Genomic DNA, 17723 nt, shown 5'->3' on the forward strand with positions numbered 1-17723 from the left:
AAAGTTTTTGAATACTTCCTTAAAAAAACTTATCTTTAGAAAAACGCTCTCTTTCCCTTTGTTTTAAGAAAAAAATCTGACATACTAACAAAAAAAATAAATCTTTTAAAAAGGAAGCTTTTTATGAATTCTCTGTTTTGCGTTTTAACCCTTCAAAAATTTCGATGTTTTTTAGGTGCTTTTTTCTTCTTTTTGATAGCAGCACTCACATTGGCGCCAGAGGTATGGAGTGTCTTTGATTTTAAAAAAGGGGTTGTTATTAGAGATAGCGAAACAGAACATATGCTCAAAGCTTATATTGATCCTCTTTTTAAAGTTGCAGGCCTCAAACCAGGTGAAGAAAAAATTATTATCATTATTGACCCAGAAATGAACGCTGCCGCCATGGCAGGTCAAATGATGATTATTAACACTGGTTTTTTGCTGCAATCAAAGACGGTCTGGGATGTGATCGGGGTTCTTGCCCATGAAACAGGCCATATTGCTGGAAATCATATTTCCAGACGGGAAGATAGCTTTCAGAAAATTTTAAATCCTGCTCTTTTAACGGGGCTTGTCGGAACAGCTGCCGGTCTTTTTTTAGGAGGCATTGAAGGAGGCGCTGCAGCGGCTCTTGGTGCAGCTCAAATTGCAGAAAGAAGCCTTCTTCAATACAATAGAGGGCAAGAAGCTTCTGCGGACCAATCTGCATTGCGTTACCTTAATGAACTCCATTGGAGCCCTCAAGGCCTCCTCAATACATTTGAAGAGCTCTCGGGGCAAGAACTTCTCCTCACAAACAATCAAGATCCTTATGTAAGAACCCACCCCCTCACGCAAGAACGTCTTGATACCATGAAGCGGGCTGTTGAAAACTCTCCTTATAAAAATGTTTCTCCGCCGGCACATTTTGAAGAAATGTTTAAACGTGTTCATGTAAAACTCTTCGCATTTCTGTCGCCCCCCGCTCAAGTTTTAAGCAAATTTTCAGAAAAAGATCAAAGTTTAGAAGCACATTATGCAAGATCGATTGCTTACTTAAAACTCAATCAAACAAACAATGCGCTTAAAGAAATCAATATTCTTCTGCATGACTTTCCAGAAGATCCTTTTTTCCTAGAAATGAAAGGCCAAATTCTTTTTATGGCAGGTCGCATCCAAGAAGCCATTCCTCCTTATGAGAAAGCCGTTTCCTTAAGACCTGAAGATGCGTCTTTAAAACTTGCATTTGCTCAAACGCTCCTTGAAGACCAAACCTCTCAGTTTCTCAAAAAGGCACGTGTCATTCTTGAAGAGGTTTTAACAAAAGATCCTGATGAAGCAATTGCATGGCGGCTTAAAGCCATCGCTTTAGGACGCGAAAATAAAATTGGCTTAGCCGCCTTAGCACTAAGTGAATATGCTTTGCGTGCCGGAGACATAAAACAAGCAACACTTCAAATTGAAAAAGCGCTTAAAAATCTTTCTAGGAAAGATCCTGCTTTCTTAAGAGCTCAGGATATTAAAAACACACTTGATTTACCTGTCATAAAAGATAAAATAACGCCTTAAAATAAAAACCCTCCTTTTTTTGTTGTTCTTACTTTGGAGATAAAATAAATGCCCTCTAAACTCTTGCTCTTGACTCTTTTAACAGCTGTGTCTGTCTTTAATTTCTTTTCCCAAAACGCCTTTGCAGACCAACCTTCAATGACTTCCTGCTCCCTTTCTTCTCAAGCAATTGAAAAAGCCGTTCTTAACCTTCTTGATAAAAATCCTAAAATTGTTTTAACAGCTCTTAAAAAAGCTGTAGAGCAAGAAGAAAAAGAAAAACTTCTCACGCAAGAACGACTTATCCAAAGCCATAAAGCAGATCTTTTAAAAGCCCACGCTTTTCTTCCAACTTCGGGAAACTCAAATGGGGATATTAAAATTGTTGCCTTTTTTGACTATCAGTGTGGCTATTGCAAAAAATCCGAGCAAACTCTTGCCGATGCTCTTAAAAAAGATCCCAATATCCAAATTATTTATAAAGAAATGCCCATTTTTGGAAAAGATTCTGAAATTCTAGCACAAATGGCCCTTTCTTCCCATTTACAAGGAAAATATGCGTGTCTTCACCATTCTTTTATGACGCATAAGGGCCCCTTGACTGAATCTGTAGGCTTGGATTTGGCCAAAAAATGTGATGTGGATCCCGTTAAATTACAAAAAGATATGAATTCTGAAAGCATTAAAAAAGTGGTCTCTCAAAATAAACAGCTTGCAGAAACGCTTCAAATAGAGGCCGCGCCTTTTTTCATTGTTGGTGAAAAAATTGTTCCTGGATACCTCTCTCCCGAGACACTTCAGAAAACGATTTCTGAACAAAGGAGACCTTCCAAATTGGCTCTCTCCTCGGAATCAGCGACGTAAATTATTTTTTAAAAGAAAAAAAGAATTTACTTTTACTAAAATCTTGACGTCTTCTTAAGAAAACGATACATCTGAGAGCTCTTAGTAAGGAAATTCTATGGCGGGCGTAGCTCAGTTGGTTAGAGCGCCAGATTGTGGCTCTGGAGGCCGTGGGTTCGAGACCCATCGCTCGCCCCATAAAATTTTAAAAAAGTTCTAATGACTAAACGATTCATTTCCATAGGTAATGTTTCTTTTTTTTAAAACATCCTCAAATGTGCTCATTAAATCAGATGTTATGTGAAAAAAAATTTTCTTATAACCGTTATAGCGCTAACTTAAAAGTTTTTGTGAAAGGATTCATTCTATGAAAAAAAGTATAAATATGTGAATCATGCTTGCAACTTCATTTTTCTCAATCGTTTCAGCTGAAAATTTTAATGGTATCTATGTCGGAGCCTCCCTCGGACCAAATATTTTTCAAAGCCATGCCTCTCAATCTCGCAGTGATAGTACCAATGGCAACAAAGTTAATACTGCGAATCATGCTGCAACACTTTTAAATTATGGTTTTTTGCAGGATATGGCGTCACAAAAGAAACCTTTTATTTAGGAGCCGATCTGAGTTTTACCCTCAATCAGGGAGAATCTAAAACAACAGAAGAAAATGGCAATGGAGTCGCAGGCGACTCTTCTATGATCAAAGAAGGGTATTCTTTTAATCCTACAATTCGTTTAGGAACACTAATTTCTCCCCAAATGTTACTCTTTGTTAAATTAGGCATTGCAGGAACACAAATAAAAGGATCCGTCACATCTACTAGTGGAGGTTATACAGAAACAAAAATCAAAAAAACATTATGGGGATATTCGATGGGATTAGGAGGAGAAATGTACGCGACAGAGAACATTTCAATTCGAGCGGATTATACATTTAACCTCTATCCAACCCAACATTTTAATGTCGCAACAGCAACTCCTGCAACCAATAAACAAAGCGTTAAAATTTCTCCAAGGGATAATATTTTCCGTCTAGGGCTTGCCTATAACTTTTAAAGCTTAAATCTCTATTGAGAAGAAAAAAAGAGGATAAATTCCTTCCTTAAACTATTTGTTGCTTAATCCATTCTAAAGAAATCGACTCTGTGACCAGCATGCAACATTTCTATTTTATTTATTTACTTTGAAATAGTTCAATTGACGGATATCTCTAAGATAAGATACCTTAAAATCAAAGGAGTAAGAAGTAGCCTACTTAGGATTATCTTCTCTTTCTAGCTTTTAAAAAGCTTTTTTTATGATACTCATTTAAAGGATTTTAACATGAAAAAATATCTTATTGCAGGCGCTGCATTCATTGCGTCTCTTTCCTCATCAGCTTTTGCTGCTAATTTCACAGGCCCTTATGCGGGTGTTGTACTTGGACCAAATGTGTTTCAAAGTGGATATTCTCAAAGTGCTGCAGCTAACGGGGGCGGCGCTACTAAAGCAAATTCCACCAATACACTTTTTAATTATGGCCTCGTTGCAGGGTATGGATCTACTTTTGGTCAATACTATGTTGGTGGAGAACTCACATTCTCAACACAAACTGGTGAAACAAAATACAATGCTACAAGTGCAGCCAATACTGGGAATGCATATGCAACGATTAAGGAAACCTACTCCATTAATCCAGTTGTTCGTCTCGGTGCCATGATTGCTCCAAAAACATTGGCTTTCGTAAAGCTTGGTGCTGCTGGAACTCAAATAAAGGTCAATGCTCAACCTTTCACCACACCTGCTCTCTCCACAACCTATAAAAAGACTTTGTGGGGTTACTCAATGGGTCTTGGCATGGAAACTCTTGTTACTGACAGTGTCTCTATTCGTGCTGACTTTACCCACAACATCTATCCAACCAAAACATTTACGATTGCAAATGGAGCGAATGCAACCAACCAAGGAAAAATTTCTCCACGGGATAACATTGTTCGTATTGGCGCTTCCTACCATTTTAGTCTCTAAATCGAGCCTAAAGTTGATTTTAAAAGCCCCTGATCTTCAGGGGCTTTTTTCATGCCTGAAATTTAAAACTTGAATTGGACGCCAACCCGAAAGGAAAAAGGCTCTCCTCTTATATTTGGATCAATTTGAGTCCGATATTGTGTATTTAATATATTTTTAAACTCTATATAAATTTTCTTTTGAGCATCCACATACCAATCAACTCCTGCATCAAAAATGGTAAAAGACGTTGGTTTTTTAATTTGCGTATTTTTATAATGTAAATATCGCCCCTTTAAAGAAAAAGAAACAGATTCTTGTGTCGCTGTTGATTCTTGTAACATATAAATCAAAGATCCAGTTGCTTTAAAAGGCGGTGTAAGGATCACAGGAGAAATTGCATTTTTTTTCCTCTTTAGATCAGTATAGGTAAACTCTCCTTGAAATGTGAGTTTTTTTCCAATCTTTGAAGCCCAAAAAGGCTCTATTCCTTGAGCACGATAAAGAGGTGCAGAAGCATAAAAAGTCTTTCCATTCTTCATCGTTCCGATGATGCTTTTTGAAAACCAGCGCTCAAAAAAACGAAGTCCTAGATCCGTCTGTGAAAAAGCCTCTTTTCTTAAAGTAACAGCTTGAAGGCCATAAGCTTTTTCAGGTTTTAAAGTAGGATCTCCCTGAGCATAAACATTGGATGCAAACAGTTCATAAAGAGAGGGATTTTTTTGAGCGAGATCAAAAGTTAAGCTATTTATGAGCTTTTCTGAGGTATATGAAATTCCTGTTTTAAACGCAAAAAGAGGAGAAGACTTTCTATTATTTTCTTCAACACGCGCGCCTGTTGTAAAGTCTAATTTTGGAAAAATTTCGGAAGTTTGTGATAAGAACCCATATTTAGAAAGGCGGCTTTTTTTAAATCCATTTTCATTAAACCCCTCTTGAAAGAGTCCTCCTCCCCCCATGAGCATGCATTTAGAATTTATAAAATGCGTAAGAGCATATCGTATTTCTTCACGTTCTCCTCTCGTTTTAATCATTGGAAACGCAAAAGAACGTCGAATTAAAAGACTCTCAGATATTCCAAAACGATGCATCGTATCTTTTGCTTCATTTTCAGTATACATACTTAAAGCCCCTAAATGGCTCCAGGTTGAAACATGCCCTTTTATGTCATAAAGATCTTGAAGCCGATCTTCGGTTTCTTTTAAAAAAAAAGAAGCGCTTGTTTTTTCTTTAAGTTGAAATTTTCCTTGTGCATCAAAAGAGATGGATTCGTAACCTATACGTTTACGCAAAAGAGGGCTTTTTCCAATTGATGCACCATCAGTCCTAAGCCCCATGCCTCCAATTTTTAGAGCACCCTTCTTGAAAGAAGTTCTTTGTCGCCCTTCTAAAAAAGCAAACCCATTTGAGCCACCTTCAACTCTTACCATTGAATCATAAGGTGTTTTCTTATCTAAAGAGGATGTAAATAATTTTATCGTCCCGCCCGTCCCAGCGGTCCCAACAGTTGGATCGTTCCCTTGAAACATTTCAATACCCTCAAAGGCGTCCATACCAAGTGTTGAAAAATCAAAAGTACCCGAGAGGCTTGCAGGATCATTTAGAGTTAAATCTTCCCACAAAACAAGCGTGCCAGAAGGGCGTCCCCCTGGAAAAGCAACAAAGGACGCACCGCCCAAACTCCCAGTTTCCAAAGAATTTAAAGCGGAAATATTTTCAAAGATCGTTTCAAAACGATGTTCATTCGAAAACCCATTCTCTTTTTTAAGAACACGAACATCATTTGATTTTTTTAAATAAAAAGGATTTTTATGAGCCCGGACAGACACAACAGGCATCTTAAAAAGAGGATAAGGCTGTGAAGAAGTTGCAGAAATTTCTTGTGATACGAAAAAAAGAAAACTTCCATAAAAAAGAGTGCGAAATGAGGGCTTGATGTCCATTTTTTCTCCAAGTGGTCTTACGTACTTTATAAAAAAGAACGCCACTTGTGAGATCTCTCCCTCCCATCTTCAGAACCCTCGCATAAAGATGTATGACGATTTAAAGCCTTTTCTTTAATTTTTATCTTTAAAGAAAAAGCTTTTCCATTGGCAGGTCTCCTGACTTATAAAAGAAATTTATCTAAAACTCATTTTTTCTTTTAATCACAGTTGCGAAGACAGTTTTGGATTTCAACCAAATTCCCTTTTCATTCAATGAAGAGAACATCTTCATCAAACACCAATGATATCCATTGTAAAAATTGTATAAATGAGTTTTTTAAAAAAAACCATTAAAAAAATAAAAATTGGATCTAAAAACTTAAATCTAAAGGTCTTTATAAGTTTTTTCCAATCTTTCATGTCGCTCTTGGGCCTCAAGCGTGAGTGTCGCAATCGGGCGTGCTTCAAGACGTGCAAGTCCTATTGGCTCTCCTGTCTCTTCACAATACCCATAAGACCCATCATCGATGCGGCCTATAGCATCATCAATTTTTCCAATGAGTTTACGCGCCCTATCCCGTGTTCTAAGCTCAAGAGCACGATTGGCCTCTGTTGTTGCTCTGTCCGTTGCATCCGGCTCATTATGATCTTCTTCTTGCAAATGATGCAATGTTTCTTCTGATTCATGCAGAAGTTCTGAACGCCATTTTAATAACTTTTGACGAAAATATTCCAATTGAGAAGGATTCATATAATCTTCTTTGGAAGAAGGCTTATAATCAGGTGACAAAATAGAATTGGGTGATAACGACTCGACCATAGGGATTTTTCCCCTTTCTTTCTTAAAATCAAAAGCTTTAAACTGAACGAATTTTATGAAGTTTATTGATGTGTTTCTTATAAAGTTTTAAGCAGAAAAGCACAAGAGGGTTTTTCTGTTCATTTATCTTCCTATTCACAAATCAAGAAAAAAATCAAAAAACAATTTTTTTATTGCGAACCTTTTTTCTTTTTATAAAGGTCTCAATGCTTGAATTTCTCAAAAATATTTCTTCGAAGGTTTTATCAAAATTAATTTCAATGAAATTGTAGGAATGAATTTTCAAGTTTTATTTTAAAAATCAATAAAATCTTTAGTAACTTTTTTTGCTAGCTTCATAAATCTTATGAAGAGCTGCCATGGATAATGTTAAACTTGTTTTAGTTTTAAAGAACTATAGCATTCTTTTGTTCGTTTAATGTACTAAGATCTTCTTTTTTATTTAATTTTCAGAGCGCTATTCAACTTATTATGTTCGTAAGCATACAAAACATAACTTCATGTGATCTCTCTTTTTAAGCAATTATTTCTATTCAACATGGTCCGTCTAAAGAAAAAGGATCATCAATACCTTTAAGTGTTTTTTAGGAACTAAATCATTTATCGGATCTACTCCGAGAAATTTTAGACCTTCAAGTAAATTAAATGAAAAAAACAACCAATTGAGGAGATTCATCTTGATAATAAGATAAATCTCCTAAATAAGTATATTTTTAAGGGATCATTAAAGTTCCTTTTTTACATCGTTATAAACTTGTGGACAATTCACAGCTATACAAATACCAAGTTTCCACTTCTCACCCCAATGGAAGTCATCATGACAATTATCATAACAGCTTTTCCCATCTTTACCATCAGCAGCTTTAAGAATATCTTCTAATTTATTCGCCTCCACTTGACTTGAAAGCCAAAATGTCATTGCACCAAGAACAGCAAGACTTAAAAGAGATATTTTACGTTTCATAATTATTACTCTTCATGTTTATTTTGGTTTTAAATTGCTTTTACTTCTTTAAGAGATAATTTGATTTTTTATTTTTGTCAATAGAATTGCTCCTAATGTCGATAACACATGATATGTCCGATATAAATATTGACACTCAAAAAATTTATATATACACTTAAACTAAGCTCTAATAACAAATTAAATAATAAATAAGACATATGGAGTCTCACAATGAAGAATAAAATCTCCTCTTTATCCTTAGGCTTAATAACAAGCCTTATCGTAAACTCACAAGTTATGAGTATGATAGAAAATCAACAGCAAAAAAACGCTCTTTCACAAGATCTTTCTGGATTCCTTGATAAGGATCAATCAGAATATTGGATGTGGGATCATCAAATTAAAGAATTAACGACTGCCATTCAAGAGACTGAGAAAAATGATGCTGAAGCACGACAATATATTACTTTTTTAGGACAAGATATCTTTCAATTAAGAGAGAGTATTGCTTCCTTAAAATCAAAAATAGCTATAACCAAGCAAGAAATATCAGCTTACGACCAAGACTTTAAGGCAGAAGGCTTAGATATCACGTCCATAGAGAACGAAGATAAAAAGATAGAAGTTAAGGATAAAAAGCTACAAGCTAAGATCGATCAATTAAAAAAACAAAATAAAGATTTAACACTTGCCATAAGCAAGCTTAGAAAATCTCAAACCCAATTAGATCATGCTATTTCAAGCGAAAAGAAGAAAATAGCTGACTGGACTGTACAGATACATGATCTTCAAAAGGCTCTCAAGGATTCAAGCGGGATGCCTTCAAAGTTTATTGAAGAAATGAAAAAGGAATTGGATACTCTTCAAGACACACAAAAGAAAGCTCAGGAAACTCTTAAAAACACAGAGGCTAAATTAAAGAGAGATAAAGAGAAATTAAGACATGATGTCACTTTAAAAAAACGTAAACAAACTTTGGAAGACAAAGATAGTGAAACTTTAACTCAGGATTATAGTTCTTTAAAAGATAATGATATTACAATGAAGATAGATCATAAAGCTGCCGTTTATGACACGAAGGAAAGCGATCGAGATTTCGTAATTGAACTTGGAGATCAAATGAATATAAGTGGAGATAATGAAATGATCGAATCTGATCAAGACTCCATAACGGCAGAGAATAAAACCCTAGCGGCACATGCTAAACAAGAACAAACTGCAAAAAAATTAGACAATGCCTTAACAACCCTTATAAGCCTTATGCAGCACCCCGTTCTAGGACCAAAGCCAGAACCCTCAAGTACCAAGCCAAGAGATGAGGATAATTTGACCACTCCTTCGAAGGGTGTTGATTATAAAAAAAGTAATACGTCCACGTCTGCTCCTAAAGACATGAACTCCTTACATAAGAAAATCTTTTAGTCCCACGTTCGTTTAACGAGGGCTTTCTTGGAGGGTTAAAGACACAGCAAAAGTTTATGATCTTATCAAAATGGATGCAGATCCAATTCGTTAAATCAAAAAAGAAGGAGCTCTCTTAAATCTACTTTAGGAAGCTCCTTCAGATTTGAATTCACATTTTTTAATATATAAGTTTTCTTAAAAATCCGACTAAGAAAATTGGCTTACTCTAAAAGGCAAATTTTTATATGGCTTGTTTTGGAAGAAAGCTTTTCTAAGGATATCATCTTAATTTCTAAAGGGAGAGCTCATGAAAACGCTTTTCTTTATGTGTTTTCTAATACTTGGAGGCATTTCTTTTTTTTCTTCCTCTGAAACAAAAGCTAAAAAACCACCCTATCTTTCTTGTAAGCAAGAGCTTATGCAATGTCATAGAAACTGTCGGAGTGTACATTATAAAACACGGTGTTATAAAACCTGTCAAACGAAGGAAACGCACTGTAAAAAATCTCTGGATTGAGAAGCTTTAATTCTTATTTTTTTCGCTTCTCGACTTCTTTTTTTGATTTATTCCAATAATCCATTAAAACATTTAAAGGCTGTCCTTCAAGCGTTTCATACCCTTCTTTCTGTGCAAGTTCTTTCAAACATTTTAAGCGCGCTTCAAATTTCTGAATGCTGACTTCAAGAGCTTTTTTGGGATTAAATCCACAAAATATGCTTAATCCGATTGAAGCATGGAGGAGATCTCCAATTTCCTCTTGAAGATGGGGCCGGTCTTTATCGTCAAAGGCCTCTTTAACTTCATCTGCTTCACTTTGAACCTGAGTAACAAGTTGGTCCAATGTTTCCCAATAAAATCCAAAATCAAAAGCTTCTTTTTCTTGGAGGATAGCCTGATCCCATAAATCAGGAAGTGTCTCATTTATATTAAAGTTTAATGGAAATTTACGCATTTTAGAACAGTCTCCTTTTAAAAAAATGAGGAACAGAATTTTTTATTTTAGTGTAAGTTTAAGGCTTGCCCTTCCCACAAAATGGCATGGGCCTTTTGCGTAAAAGAACGATTATGCTCATGAAGAACGAGCCCATTGAGGAGCTTTAAAGGTGTTTTTCGACCCTTTATTCCTTGAATAAGAAGACGTTTTGCATATGTCTCAGCCCTTTGCCAAAGAGGATAAACAAGAATCCCTCCAACTCTACCTTCGCTTGTTTTTAAAAAGGAAGAAAAACGTTCAGGAGGGATAATGAGTGTCAAAGTTCCAGAAGATTTAAGCCTTTTTATACAAAAATCAATCCAATCCTCAAATGAAACTGTTGAAGGATGATTGGCTTCAGCTTTAAGACGATTTGGAGAAAGTGTTGTTCCATCAAAAAAAGGGGGATTTGTCATGACATGATCAAAAGATTTTTGAGTGAGTTCAGAAGATGCTTCTTTTAAATCACATGAAATGCTTGTTAAAAAAGGAGCAACATTATTTAATAAGCTATTTTGATAAGAAATTTCAGACAATTCCTTTTCCTTCTCAAGGGCATAAACATACAAAGGATGTTTTGTAACTTCCCGAACGAGAAGAAGAATACTGGCTGTCCCAACACCAGCGCCAACATCTAAAATGGATTGTCCTTGAAGAGGATGAACACAGGCACTTAAAAAAACAGCATCAATTCCAGCTCGATAGCCTTCTCGGGGTTGATAGAGTTTTGCACGCCCTCCCAAAAAAGAATCACAAGTCACGTCTGAAATAGAAAATTCTGGTCTATCGATCATCTTCCAAAACTACGAACTCTCTTCATGAATGTCAAATGCTTCCCCTCTTCTCATTAAAAAAAATTATTCTAGGTGTTGACCAAAGCCTCCTCTTTTAAGTATGGTGAGTCTCAGAAGATTAACTTTTACTATAATCTCTGCATCCCTATTGAAGGGCCTGTAGTTCAGTTGGTTAGAACGCACCGCTCATAACGGTGTTGTCGCAGGTTCGAGTCCTGCCGGGCCCACCATTTAATTACCCTTCACAAGAAAGATCGTCCTTATGGCTGGCCATTATATTTATGTTATGAAAGGTCTCCGAAAGGTTTATCCTGGCGGCCGAGAAATCTTAAAAGATTGTTGGCTATCTTTTCTCCCGGGTGCAAAAATTGGTGTTATTGGTGCAAATGGTGCTGGAAAATCAACGCTTCTTAAAATAATGGCTGGCATCGATAAAGAGTTTTCTGGAGAAGCTTGGGCTGCCCAAGGCACTCAAGTTGGATATCTTCCCCAAGAACCTGTTCTTGATCCTCAAAAAACAGTTTTTGAATGCATTATGGAAGGCGTCTCTGCCATTAAAGAAATTTTAGATCAATTCCAAGAAATTAGTTTTAAACTTTGTGAGCCTCTTTCTGATGATGAGATGAATAAACTTCTTGAAGAGCAATCTATTTTACAGGACAAAATTGATGCTGTGAATGGCTGGGAACTGGAAAGAACACTTGAGATCGCCATGGATGCTTTACGATGTCCTCCTAAAGATGCTCTTGTTTCTTCTCTTTCAGGTGGCGAGAAACGGAGAGTTGCGCTTTGTCGTCTTCTCCTTCAACACCCTGATATGCTTCTGCTTGACGAGCCTACTAACCACTTGGATGCAGAATCTGTCGCTTGGCTTGAACGCTATCTAAAAGACTATACCGGCACGGTTGTTCTCATCACCCACGATCGCTATTTTTTAGATAATGTTGTGTCCTGGATTTTAGAAATTGACCGCGGTGAGACCATTCCTTTTGAAGGAAATTATTCTGCATGGTTAACTGCAAAAGAAAAAAGATTAAGCCAAGAAAGTAAAACTGAAGAATCGCGCCAAAAAACACTTGCACGGGAACTTGACTGGATTCGTGCATCTCCAAAAGCACGTCATGCTAAAAGCAAAGCACGCATTACGGCTTACGAAGATTTATTAAGCAAATCTCAAGAACAAGCCCAAACCCCTTCCCAAATTACCATTCCGCCTGGACCACGCCTGGGTGGTGTTGTTATTGAAGCTCAAAATGTAAGCAAAGGGTTTGATGAACGTCTTCTTATGGAAGAGTTAAACTTCAGGCTTCCTCCCGGGGGAATTGTCGGTGTCATTGGCCCAAATGGCGCTGGAAAAACAACCTTGTTTCGGATGATTTCTGGTCAAGATCTGCCTTCTTCTGGAACATTTAAGGTTGGAGAAACCGTGAGTTTAGGATATGTTGATCAAAGCCGTGACACCTTAAATCCTGATAAAACTGTTTGGGAAGAAATTTCAGAAGGCTGCGAAGAAATCATCCTCGGAAAGAAAAAAGTCTCGAGCAGAGCTTATTGCGGGTGGTTTAACTTTAGGGGTACAGATCAGCAAAAGAAAGTTGGGCAACTTTCAGGTGGAGAAAGAAACCGGGTTCATCTTGCAAAAATTCTTAAATCAGGAGCAAACCTTATTCTTCTTGACGAGCCCACCAATGATCTTGATGTTGAAACACTGCGTTCCTTGGAAGATGCTCTTTTAGAGTTTGCAGGATGTATTGTTGTGATTTCTCACGATCGTTGGTTTTTAGATCGTATTGCAACCCATATTTTAGCTTTCGAAGGAAATGGACAAGTGGTCTGGTTTGAGGGGAATTACGCAGATTATGAAGAAGATCGCAGACGGAGGCTAGGGCAAGACGCAGATGCACCTCAACGATTTAAATATAAGCCTCTTAAAAAAGTAAGCTAAATTGGCAAAAAGTTCACACTTTTGTTGGGACTCTCTCTTATCATCATTTTTTTGCGTAGGGATCTCTTTTTTTCGATACACTTCAGAATAAGGGATAATTTTTTGTGTTCTTAACTAATATTTGGTATTTTGCGTTGTTGAGTTCTTCCCTTAAGCCTGGGAAAATGCATTCTAAAATGATTGCCGGAGAACCCATTTTATTTATACGTACCAAAGAAAATAAAGTTTCTGCTCTTCGAGATATATGTCCCCATCGTGGCATCCCTCTTTCTTGTGGGCTTCTTCTCAATACTGGAGAGGTTGAATGTTGCTATCACGGCTGGCGATTTAACTCAAAAGGTCAGTGCACACGAATTCCCTCTCTTACAAAAGATCAAGATTTTGATCTTTCCCGTATTCATGTGCGCACATATCCTTGCATTGAAAAAGCTGGAACAATCTGGATTTTTATAGGCGATGAAAAAGAAGCCTCCTTATCCCCATTTCCCTATCTTCCAGAAACACTTCCCAAGATTCCTTCCATCAAACTAAAGATGATTTTTCCATGCTCGGTTGACCATGCTGTTGTTGGACTTATGGATCCTGCACATGGGCCTTTTGTTCATCAATCATGGTTTTGGCGTAACAAAAATGCTCTTTATGAAAAACAAAAATCTTTTGAGCCCATCCCCTTAGGATTTAAAATGAGTCGGCACGCTCCTTCAAAAAATGGACGCGCTTATAAAATTTTAGGCCCCTCTCCTCAAACAGAAATTTCTTTTATGCTTCCGGGTGTTCGTGTCGAAACCATCACGACGGGAAAAAAAACGATTTGGGGCATTACCACGATTACGCCCGTCACAGAAACAAGCTCAGAGATTCATCATTTGATGTATTGGAAATTTAGAGGCTTAAGCTTTTTTAAACCTCTTATTTATTTTTTTGCCTCAATATTTTTAAAGCAAGACCAACGTGCTATTATTCTTCAACAAAAAGGTCTTGCTTTTAATCCGCCACTTCTTCTTATCAATGATGCTGATACACAAGCAAAATGGTACTACAAATTAAAAAAAGAATATAAAGAGGCTACCCTCCAAAAAATACCATTTGTGAATCCACTCAAATCTTGTATCCTTAAGTGGATGAGCTAAATTAAACGTTATATCTGTTAGGTAAATAAAAATGTCTTCTAAAAAAAATTCTACTAACCTTGCGTTTCTTTTTTTTCAAAATCTCTTTCGGTTCATTGCTTACATTAAGATTTTGTTCGTTCGTAATCAATGCATGTCCAGTTCTGCGGCGCTGAGTTATACATCTCTTTTGGCCCTTGTCCCTCTTTTATCACTTTCCTTTGCTATTTTATCTTCCTTTTCTTCGCTAAAAAACATTCAACAATACGTTCTTACCTATTTGTTTTCTCATCTTCTTTTGGATTCAAGTCACGTCTTCATTGATAATCTTAATATTTTTATAACCAACACACAGCACTTAGATACCCTTGGCACAGTCCTTCTTATTGCTTCCATTATGTTTGTTTTTACAACAATTGAGAAAACATTTAACATTATCTGGTCCGTTGAATACCCACGAAGTTTTTTACAACGCATTCTCGCCTTTTGGGCTCTGATTACCTTAGGTCCGATTATTGCAGGTGTTGGCATTAACATCTTTTTATCTGCCATTTCAGAATTTTCTACCCATCCTCTTCTAAAAGGGTCTTTCACTCAAGGATTAACTTTATTTTTGCCATTCTTTACGCTTTTTATTATTTTTACGCTTATTTATCTTATTATCCCAAATCATAAAGTCCGCTTTATGCATGCTATTTTTGGGGCTTTTATCGCAGCTTTTACACTTGAAATTTCCCGTCATCTTTTCTTATCGTATATTACATACTTACCCTCTTATCAATTTATATATAAAACGCTCTCAACGCTTCCTCTCTTCATTGTATGGATGTATATTTTTTGGTCACTTGTTCTTTTTGGAGCTCAAATAACGGCTTCCCTTCCAGATTTTGGGAATCTTCCACCCATAAGGTTTCTTTTCTTACTTTCTACAGAACATATATTTCTGAATGCGCTTAAGATTATAGAGGTGATCCATAAGAACCAAAAAACGGGGATTTCAAGCCAAGATATTCTCAATGAAATTAAAATTTCGGGAGAAGAATTTGAAAAAATTCTTAATAAACTTCACAAAGCACGTATAATTGGGAAATCCCAAGAAGGACTTATATTTTTAATCCAAGAGGAAGGGCAAGAGATCACACTCTACGAAATCTACCAATCTCAAGGTTTTGGAGTGCATGAAATCCAAGAACTTGATAAAAATAGACCTTGGACGTCCTCTTGGACATCACAAGCCATTATTCTCCTTAATAAACTTCAAAATGCAGAACAAACTACCTTAAATATTTCGCTTGAGTCTTTTCTGGCCTCTTCTGCTCCTTCTAACAAACCATCCTAACTTTAGTGTTTCAACTTTTATGTTTTTCTTTATGCGCTTATATTCATGGGTTTTAATAGGAGGGATTTCTTTAGGAATCGCCTTATCTTTCTTGCCCTATAAAAATACACAAGCGCAAAAAAAATCTGTTAAAATTTCAAGGAAATTAATTCCTCAAAAAAACAAACGTCTTACAGCTATTGTAATGGATGCGACTACGGGACAGCTTCTTTATGAAGAAAACGCGAATAGTCTTAGATGCCCCGCATCTACAATAAAGCTTTTAACTGTTTATATTGTTTTCTCTGAGTTAAAACGGGGGAAACTTCATTTTACAGATCAGCTTAAAATTTCTCAACATGCCGCCCAACAAAAACCCACAAAACTTGGATTAAAAGCTGGGCAAACCATTTCTGTAAGGGATGCTCTTCTCGGAGCACTTACAAAATCTGCCAATGATGCTGCAGTTGTCTTGGGAGAGGCTATTGCTGGCTCTGAGAAAAAATTTACTGAACTTATGAATCGTACAGCTCAAAAATTAGGTCTCACAAAAACTGTTTGTATTAATGCTTCAGGTTGGCCTGACACACCGCAAGGTTTTGTCGATCGTCGGCAAGTGACAACAGCTGTTGATATAGCGAAACTTTCACGCCTTCTTATGAAAGATTTTCCTCAATATTATAAATTTTTTTCAACACAGAAATTTGTCTATCGTGGGACAACTTTTCCGAATTACAATTCCCTCCTAAAAAAGAAAAAAGGTGTCGATGGTCTTAAAACGGGATATGGGGGAGGCGCCGTTGGATTTAATTTATCAGCTTCAGAAAAACGTGGAAATATGCGGGTTATTGCTGTTGTTTTGGGCGCGCGCACACCTTTAGAAAGAAATCAAAAAACAAGTGCACTTCTTGATAAAGGATTTGAAATTCTTGAAAAGAAATCAAAAAACATTTCTTCTAAAAAACAAATTTCTCCTGAAACGAAATCTTTTCCAGAAGAAGATGTTTTTGATCTTGAGGATTTACAAGAAATTTTTGAAGAAGCACCTCCTTCTTCTGAAAAAGATCTCTCACCAGAATTTGAGAAACAACTTTGTTCTCTTTTAGACAATCCTAAATCCTCTCATTGTCTTCAAAAAACACCTCTAAAGAAAGACCAAAAAGTTGTTCCTTTAAAAAAGAGTGAGGAGCCTTCTTCTTTTGAAGCGCGTCTGTCCGAAGCCCTCGAAAGGGATGAAAAAGAAGTATTAGATGCTATTGAAGAATTTTCAACAAAAGAAAAGCCTTTAAAGAAAGCTTCATTAAAGGATACAAAGAAATCACTTGCTAAGAAAACTCTCAAAGACTCTCCCTTTGGAAAGACACAGGATCTTCCCTCTTTTGAAACTTCTCAGTCTGAACCACAAGCGCAGAAAAACATAACGCGCTCTTCTTCTAAAAAAGAAAAGAGCATTGATTCAAAAAAATGGAGTATACAAATTGCAACGCTTCCCTCTTCCTCCAAAGCAAAGGAAGAGGGAAAAAGACTTGCACAAACGTATCCTTCTTTCCTCAAAGTTAATCGATTAAGGGTTTTAAAAACAGAGAAGAAAGGGTCGAAAAAGAATTTTTCAATTCGATTTATTGGCCTTTCGAAGAAAGAAGCGCTTAAAGCATGTCGTACCCTGAGAGCGCAGAAAGAAAACTGTCGTGTCATTGAACCTTGATGGATACTTCTGATTCTAAAGAGGGAAGATTTATCAAACTTAAACAATAAGCCCGCCCTAAGGAACAAAAACATTCCCCTCTTTATCTCTTTACTTTTTAAATGAATTTTAAGTAAAAAATTTAAAAATTATTCCTCGTCTTCAGGATAAACCTCAAGCCAAATTTTATGTCTTCTTTCGTCAGCATATCCCCTTCCAATAATTTCTACCGCATCATTCCATATATCTTCATGATTTAACACACGCTCATATGCTGTGTTTGTATCTTCCTCATTGCTATGCATAGCCCCTAAAATAGCTTTGTCTCCTATAAGCTCTGCTAAAACAACTTTTCCTTTGGTAAGCCATTGTTTAATACTCGGAGAATCCGGTACATCTTCCTCATGTTCTTCTAATACTATTTCCATAAATTAAAATAACAAATAGACTTTTAAAAAGAAAAGAG

Annotated in this window: 15 protein-coding genes, 2 tRNA genes, 1 pseudogene and 1 riboswitch; of the genes and pseudogenes, 12 read left to right on the forward strand and 6 right to left on the reverse strand. The window is 36.5% G+C overall.

From position 1 onward, the window contains the following. The first annotated feature begins 123 nt into the window (after nucleotides 1-123). The 6 genes and pseudogenes from JSS34_03740 (at nucleotide 124) to JSS34_03765 (ending at nucleotide 4359) form a co-directional block, all read left to right on the forward strand. A complete protein-coding gene (locus tag JSS34_03740; protein MBS0185447.1) occupies nucleotides 124-1530 on the forward strand; it encodes a M48 family metalloprotease in 1407 nt (468 codons plus the stop codon). A gap of 48 nt (nucleotides 1531-1578) precedes the next feature. Then, on the forward strand, nucleotides 1579-2373 hold the full coding sequence (locus JSS34_03745) for a DsbA family protein (GenBank protein MBS0185448.1): 795 nt from the start codon (nucleotides 1579-1581) through the stop codon (nucleotides 2371-2373). A gap of 100 nt (nucleotides 2374-2473) precedes the next feature. Then, a tRNA-His gene (locus JSS34_03750) sits at nucleotides 2474-2550 on the forward strand. A gap of 196 nt (nucleotides 2551-2746) precedes the next feature. Continuing rightward, a complete protein-coding gene (locus tag JSS34_03755) occupies nucleotides 2747-2965 on the forward strand; it encodes a hypothetical protein (GenBank protein MBS0185449.1) in 219 nt (72 codons plus the stop codon). After that, a pseudogene (locus JSS34_03760) lies at nucleotides 2911-3408 on the forward strand (porin family protein). Before JSS34_03755 ends, JSS34_03760 begins: the two are co-directional and overlap by 55 nt. Before the next feature lie 267 nt (nucleotides 3409-3675). Continuing rightward, nucleotides 3676-4359 (forward strand): outer membrane beta-barrel protein, encoded by a 684-nt coding sequence (locus tag JSS34_03765; GenBank protein ID MBS0185450.1) that lies wholly within the window; start codon nucleotides 3676-3678, stop codon nucleotides 4357-4359. 62 nt (nucleotides 4360-4421) lie between these two features. Here the strand turns inward: JSS34_03765 and JSS34_03770 are convergent, their stop codons facing one another. From JSS34_03770 to JSS34_03780, 3 genes are all read right to left on the reverse strand, one after another. Then, nucleotides 4422-6326, reverse strand: a complete 1905-nt coding sequence (locus JSS34_03770; GenBank protein MBS0185451.1) for a TonB-dependent receptor — start codon at nucleotides 6324-6326, stop codon at nucleotides 4422-4424. 86 nt (nucleotides 6327-6412) lie between these two features. Next, nucleotides 6413-6581: riboswitch (cobalamin riboswitch) on the reverse strand. Nucleotides 6582-6648: 67 nt separating this feature from the next. Beyond that, on the reverse strand, nucleotides 6649-7083 hold the full coding sequence (gene dksA, locus JSS34_03775; GenBank protein MBS0185452.1) for an RNA polymerase-binding protein DksA: 435 nt from the start codon (nucleotides 7081-7083) through the stop codon (nucleotides 6649-6651). A gap of 724 nt (nucleotides 7084-7807) precedes the next feature. Continuing rightward, nucleotides 7808-8047, reverse strand: coding sequence for a hypothetical protein (locus tag JSS34_03780; protein ID MBS0185453.1), 240 nt, complete (start codon nucleotides 8045-8047; stop codon nucleotides 7808-7810). A gap of 213 nt (nucleotides 8048-8260) precedes the next feature. Here JSS34_03780 and JSS34_03785 point away from each other — a divergent pair, with 213 nt between their 5' ends. Then, nucleotides 8261-9451, forward strand: coding sequence for a hypothetical protein (locus tag JSS34_03785; protein ID MBS0185454.1), 1191 nt, complete (start codon nucleotides 8261-8263; stop codon nucleotides 9449-9451). 512 nt (nucleotides 9452-9963) lie between these two features. Here JSS34_03785 and JSS34_03790 read toward each other — a convergent pair. Together JSS34_03790 and JSS34_03795 are read right to left on the reverse strand one after the other, a co-directional pair. Then, nucleotides 9964-10386 carry a hypothetical protein gene (locus JSS34_03790; protein MBS0185455.1) on the reverse strand — a complete coding sequence of 141 codons (423 nt, stop codon included), beginning with the start codon at nucleotides 10384-10386 and terminating at the stop codon, nucleotides 9964-9966. 47 nt (nucleotides 10387-10433) lie between these two features. After that, nucleotides 10434-11201 carry a methyltransferase gene (locus JSS34_03795; GenBank protein MBS0185456.1) on the reverse strand — a complete coding sequence of 256 codons (768 nt, stop codon included), beginning with the start codon at nucleotides 11199-11201 and terminating at the stop codon, nucleotides 10434-10436. 153 nt (nucleotides 11202-11354) lie between these two features. On the opposite strand from JSS34_03795, the gene JSS34_03800 reads away from it, so the two are divergent. From JSS34_03800 to JSS34_03820, 5 genes are all read left to right on the forward strand, one after another. After that, a tRNA-Ile gene (locus JSS34_03800) sits at nucleotides 11355-11431 on the forward strand. Between the two features lie 32 nt (nucleotides 11432-11463). Continuing rightward, nucleotides 11464-13146 carry an energy-dependent translational throttle protein EttA gene (gene ettA, locus JSS34_03805; protein MBS0185457.1) on the forward strand — a complete coding sequence of 561 codons (1683 nt, stop codon included), beginning with the start codon at nucleotides 11464-11466 and terminating at the stop codon, nucleotides 13144-13146. A gap of 164 nt (nucleotides 13147-13310) precedes the next feature. Continuing rightward, entirely contained in the window at nucleotides 13311-14276 is a 966-nt protein-coding gene (locus tag JSS34_03810; GenBank protein ID MBS0185458.1) for an aromatic ring-hydroxylating dioxygenase subunit alpha, read from the forward strand. Nucleotides 14277-14307: 31 nt separating this feature from the next. Further along, nucleotides 14308-15594: a YihY family inner membrane protein gene (locus JSS34_03815; protein ID MBS0185459.1), complete on the forward strand. Its 1287-nt coding sequence runs from the start codon at nucleotides 14308-14310 to the stop codon at nucleotides 15592-15594. A 91-nt stretch (nucleotides 15595-15685) separates the two neighbouring features. Next, complete coding sequence (locus JSS34_03820; GenBank protein MBS0185460.1) at nucleotides 15686-17278, forward strand: D-alanyl-D-alanine carboxypeptidase; 1593 nt, start codon at nucleotides 15686-15688, stop codon at nucleotides 17276-17278. Between the two features lie 128 nt (nucleotides 17279-17406). Here the strand turns inward: JSS34_03820 and JSS34_03825 are convergent, their stop codons facing one another. After that, complete coding sequence (locus JSS34_03825; GenBank protein ID MBS0185461.1) at nucleotides 17407-17685, reverse strand: hypothetical protein; 279 nt, start codon at nucleotides 17683-17685, stop codon at nucleotides 17407-17409. Nucleotides 17686-17723 lie beyond the last annotated feature (38 nt).

This window comes from Pseudomonadota bacterium, from assembly GCA_018242545.1.
Classification (GTDB): Bacteria; Pseudomonadota; Alphaproteobacteria; order 16-39-46; family 16-39-46; genus 16-39-46.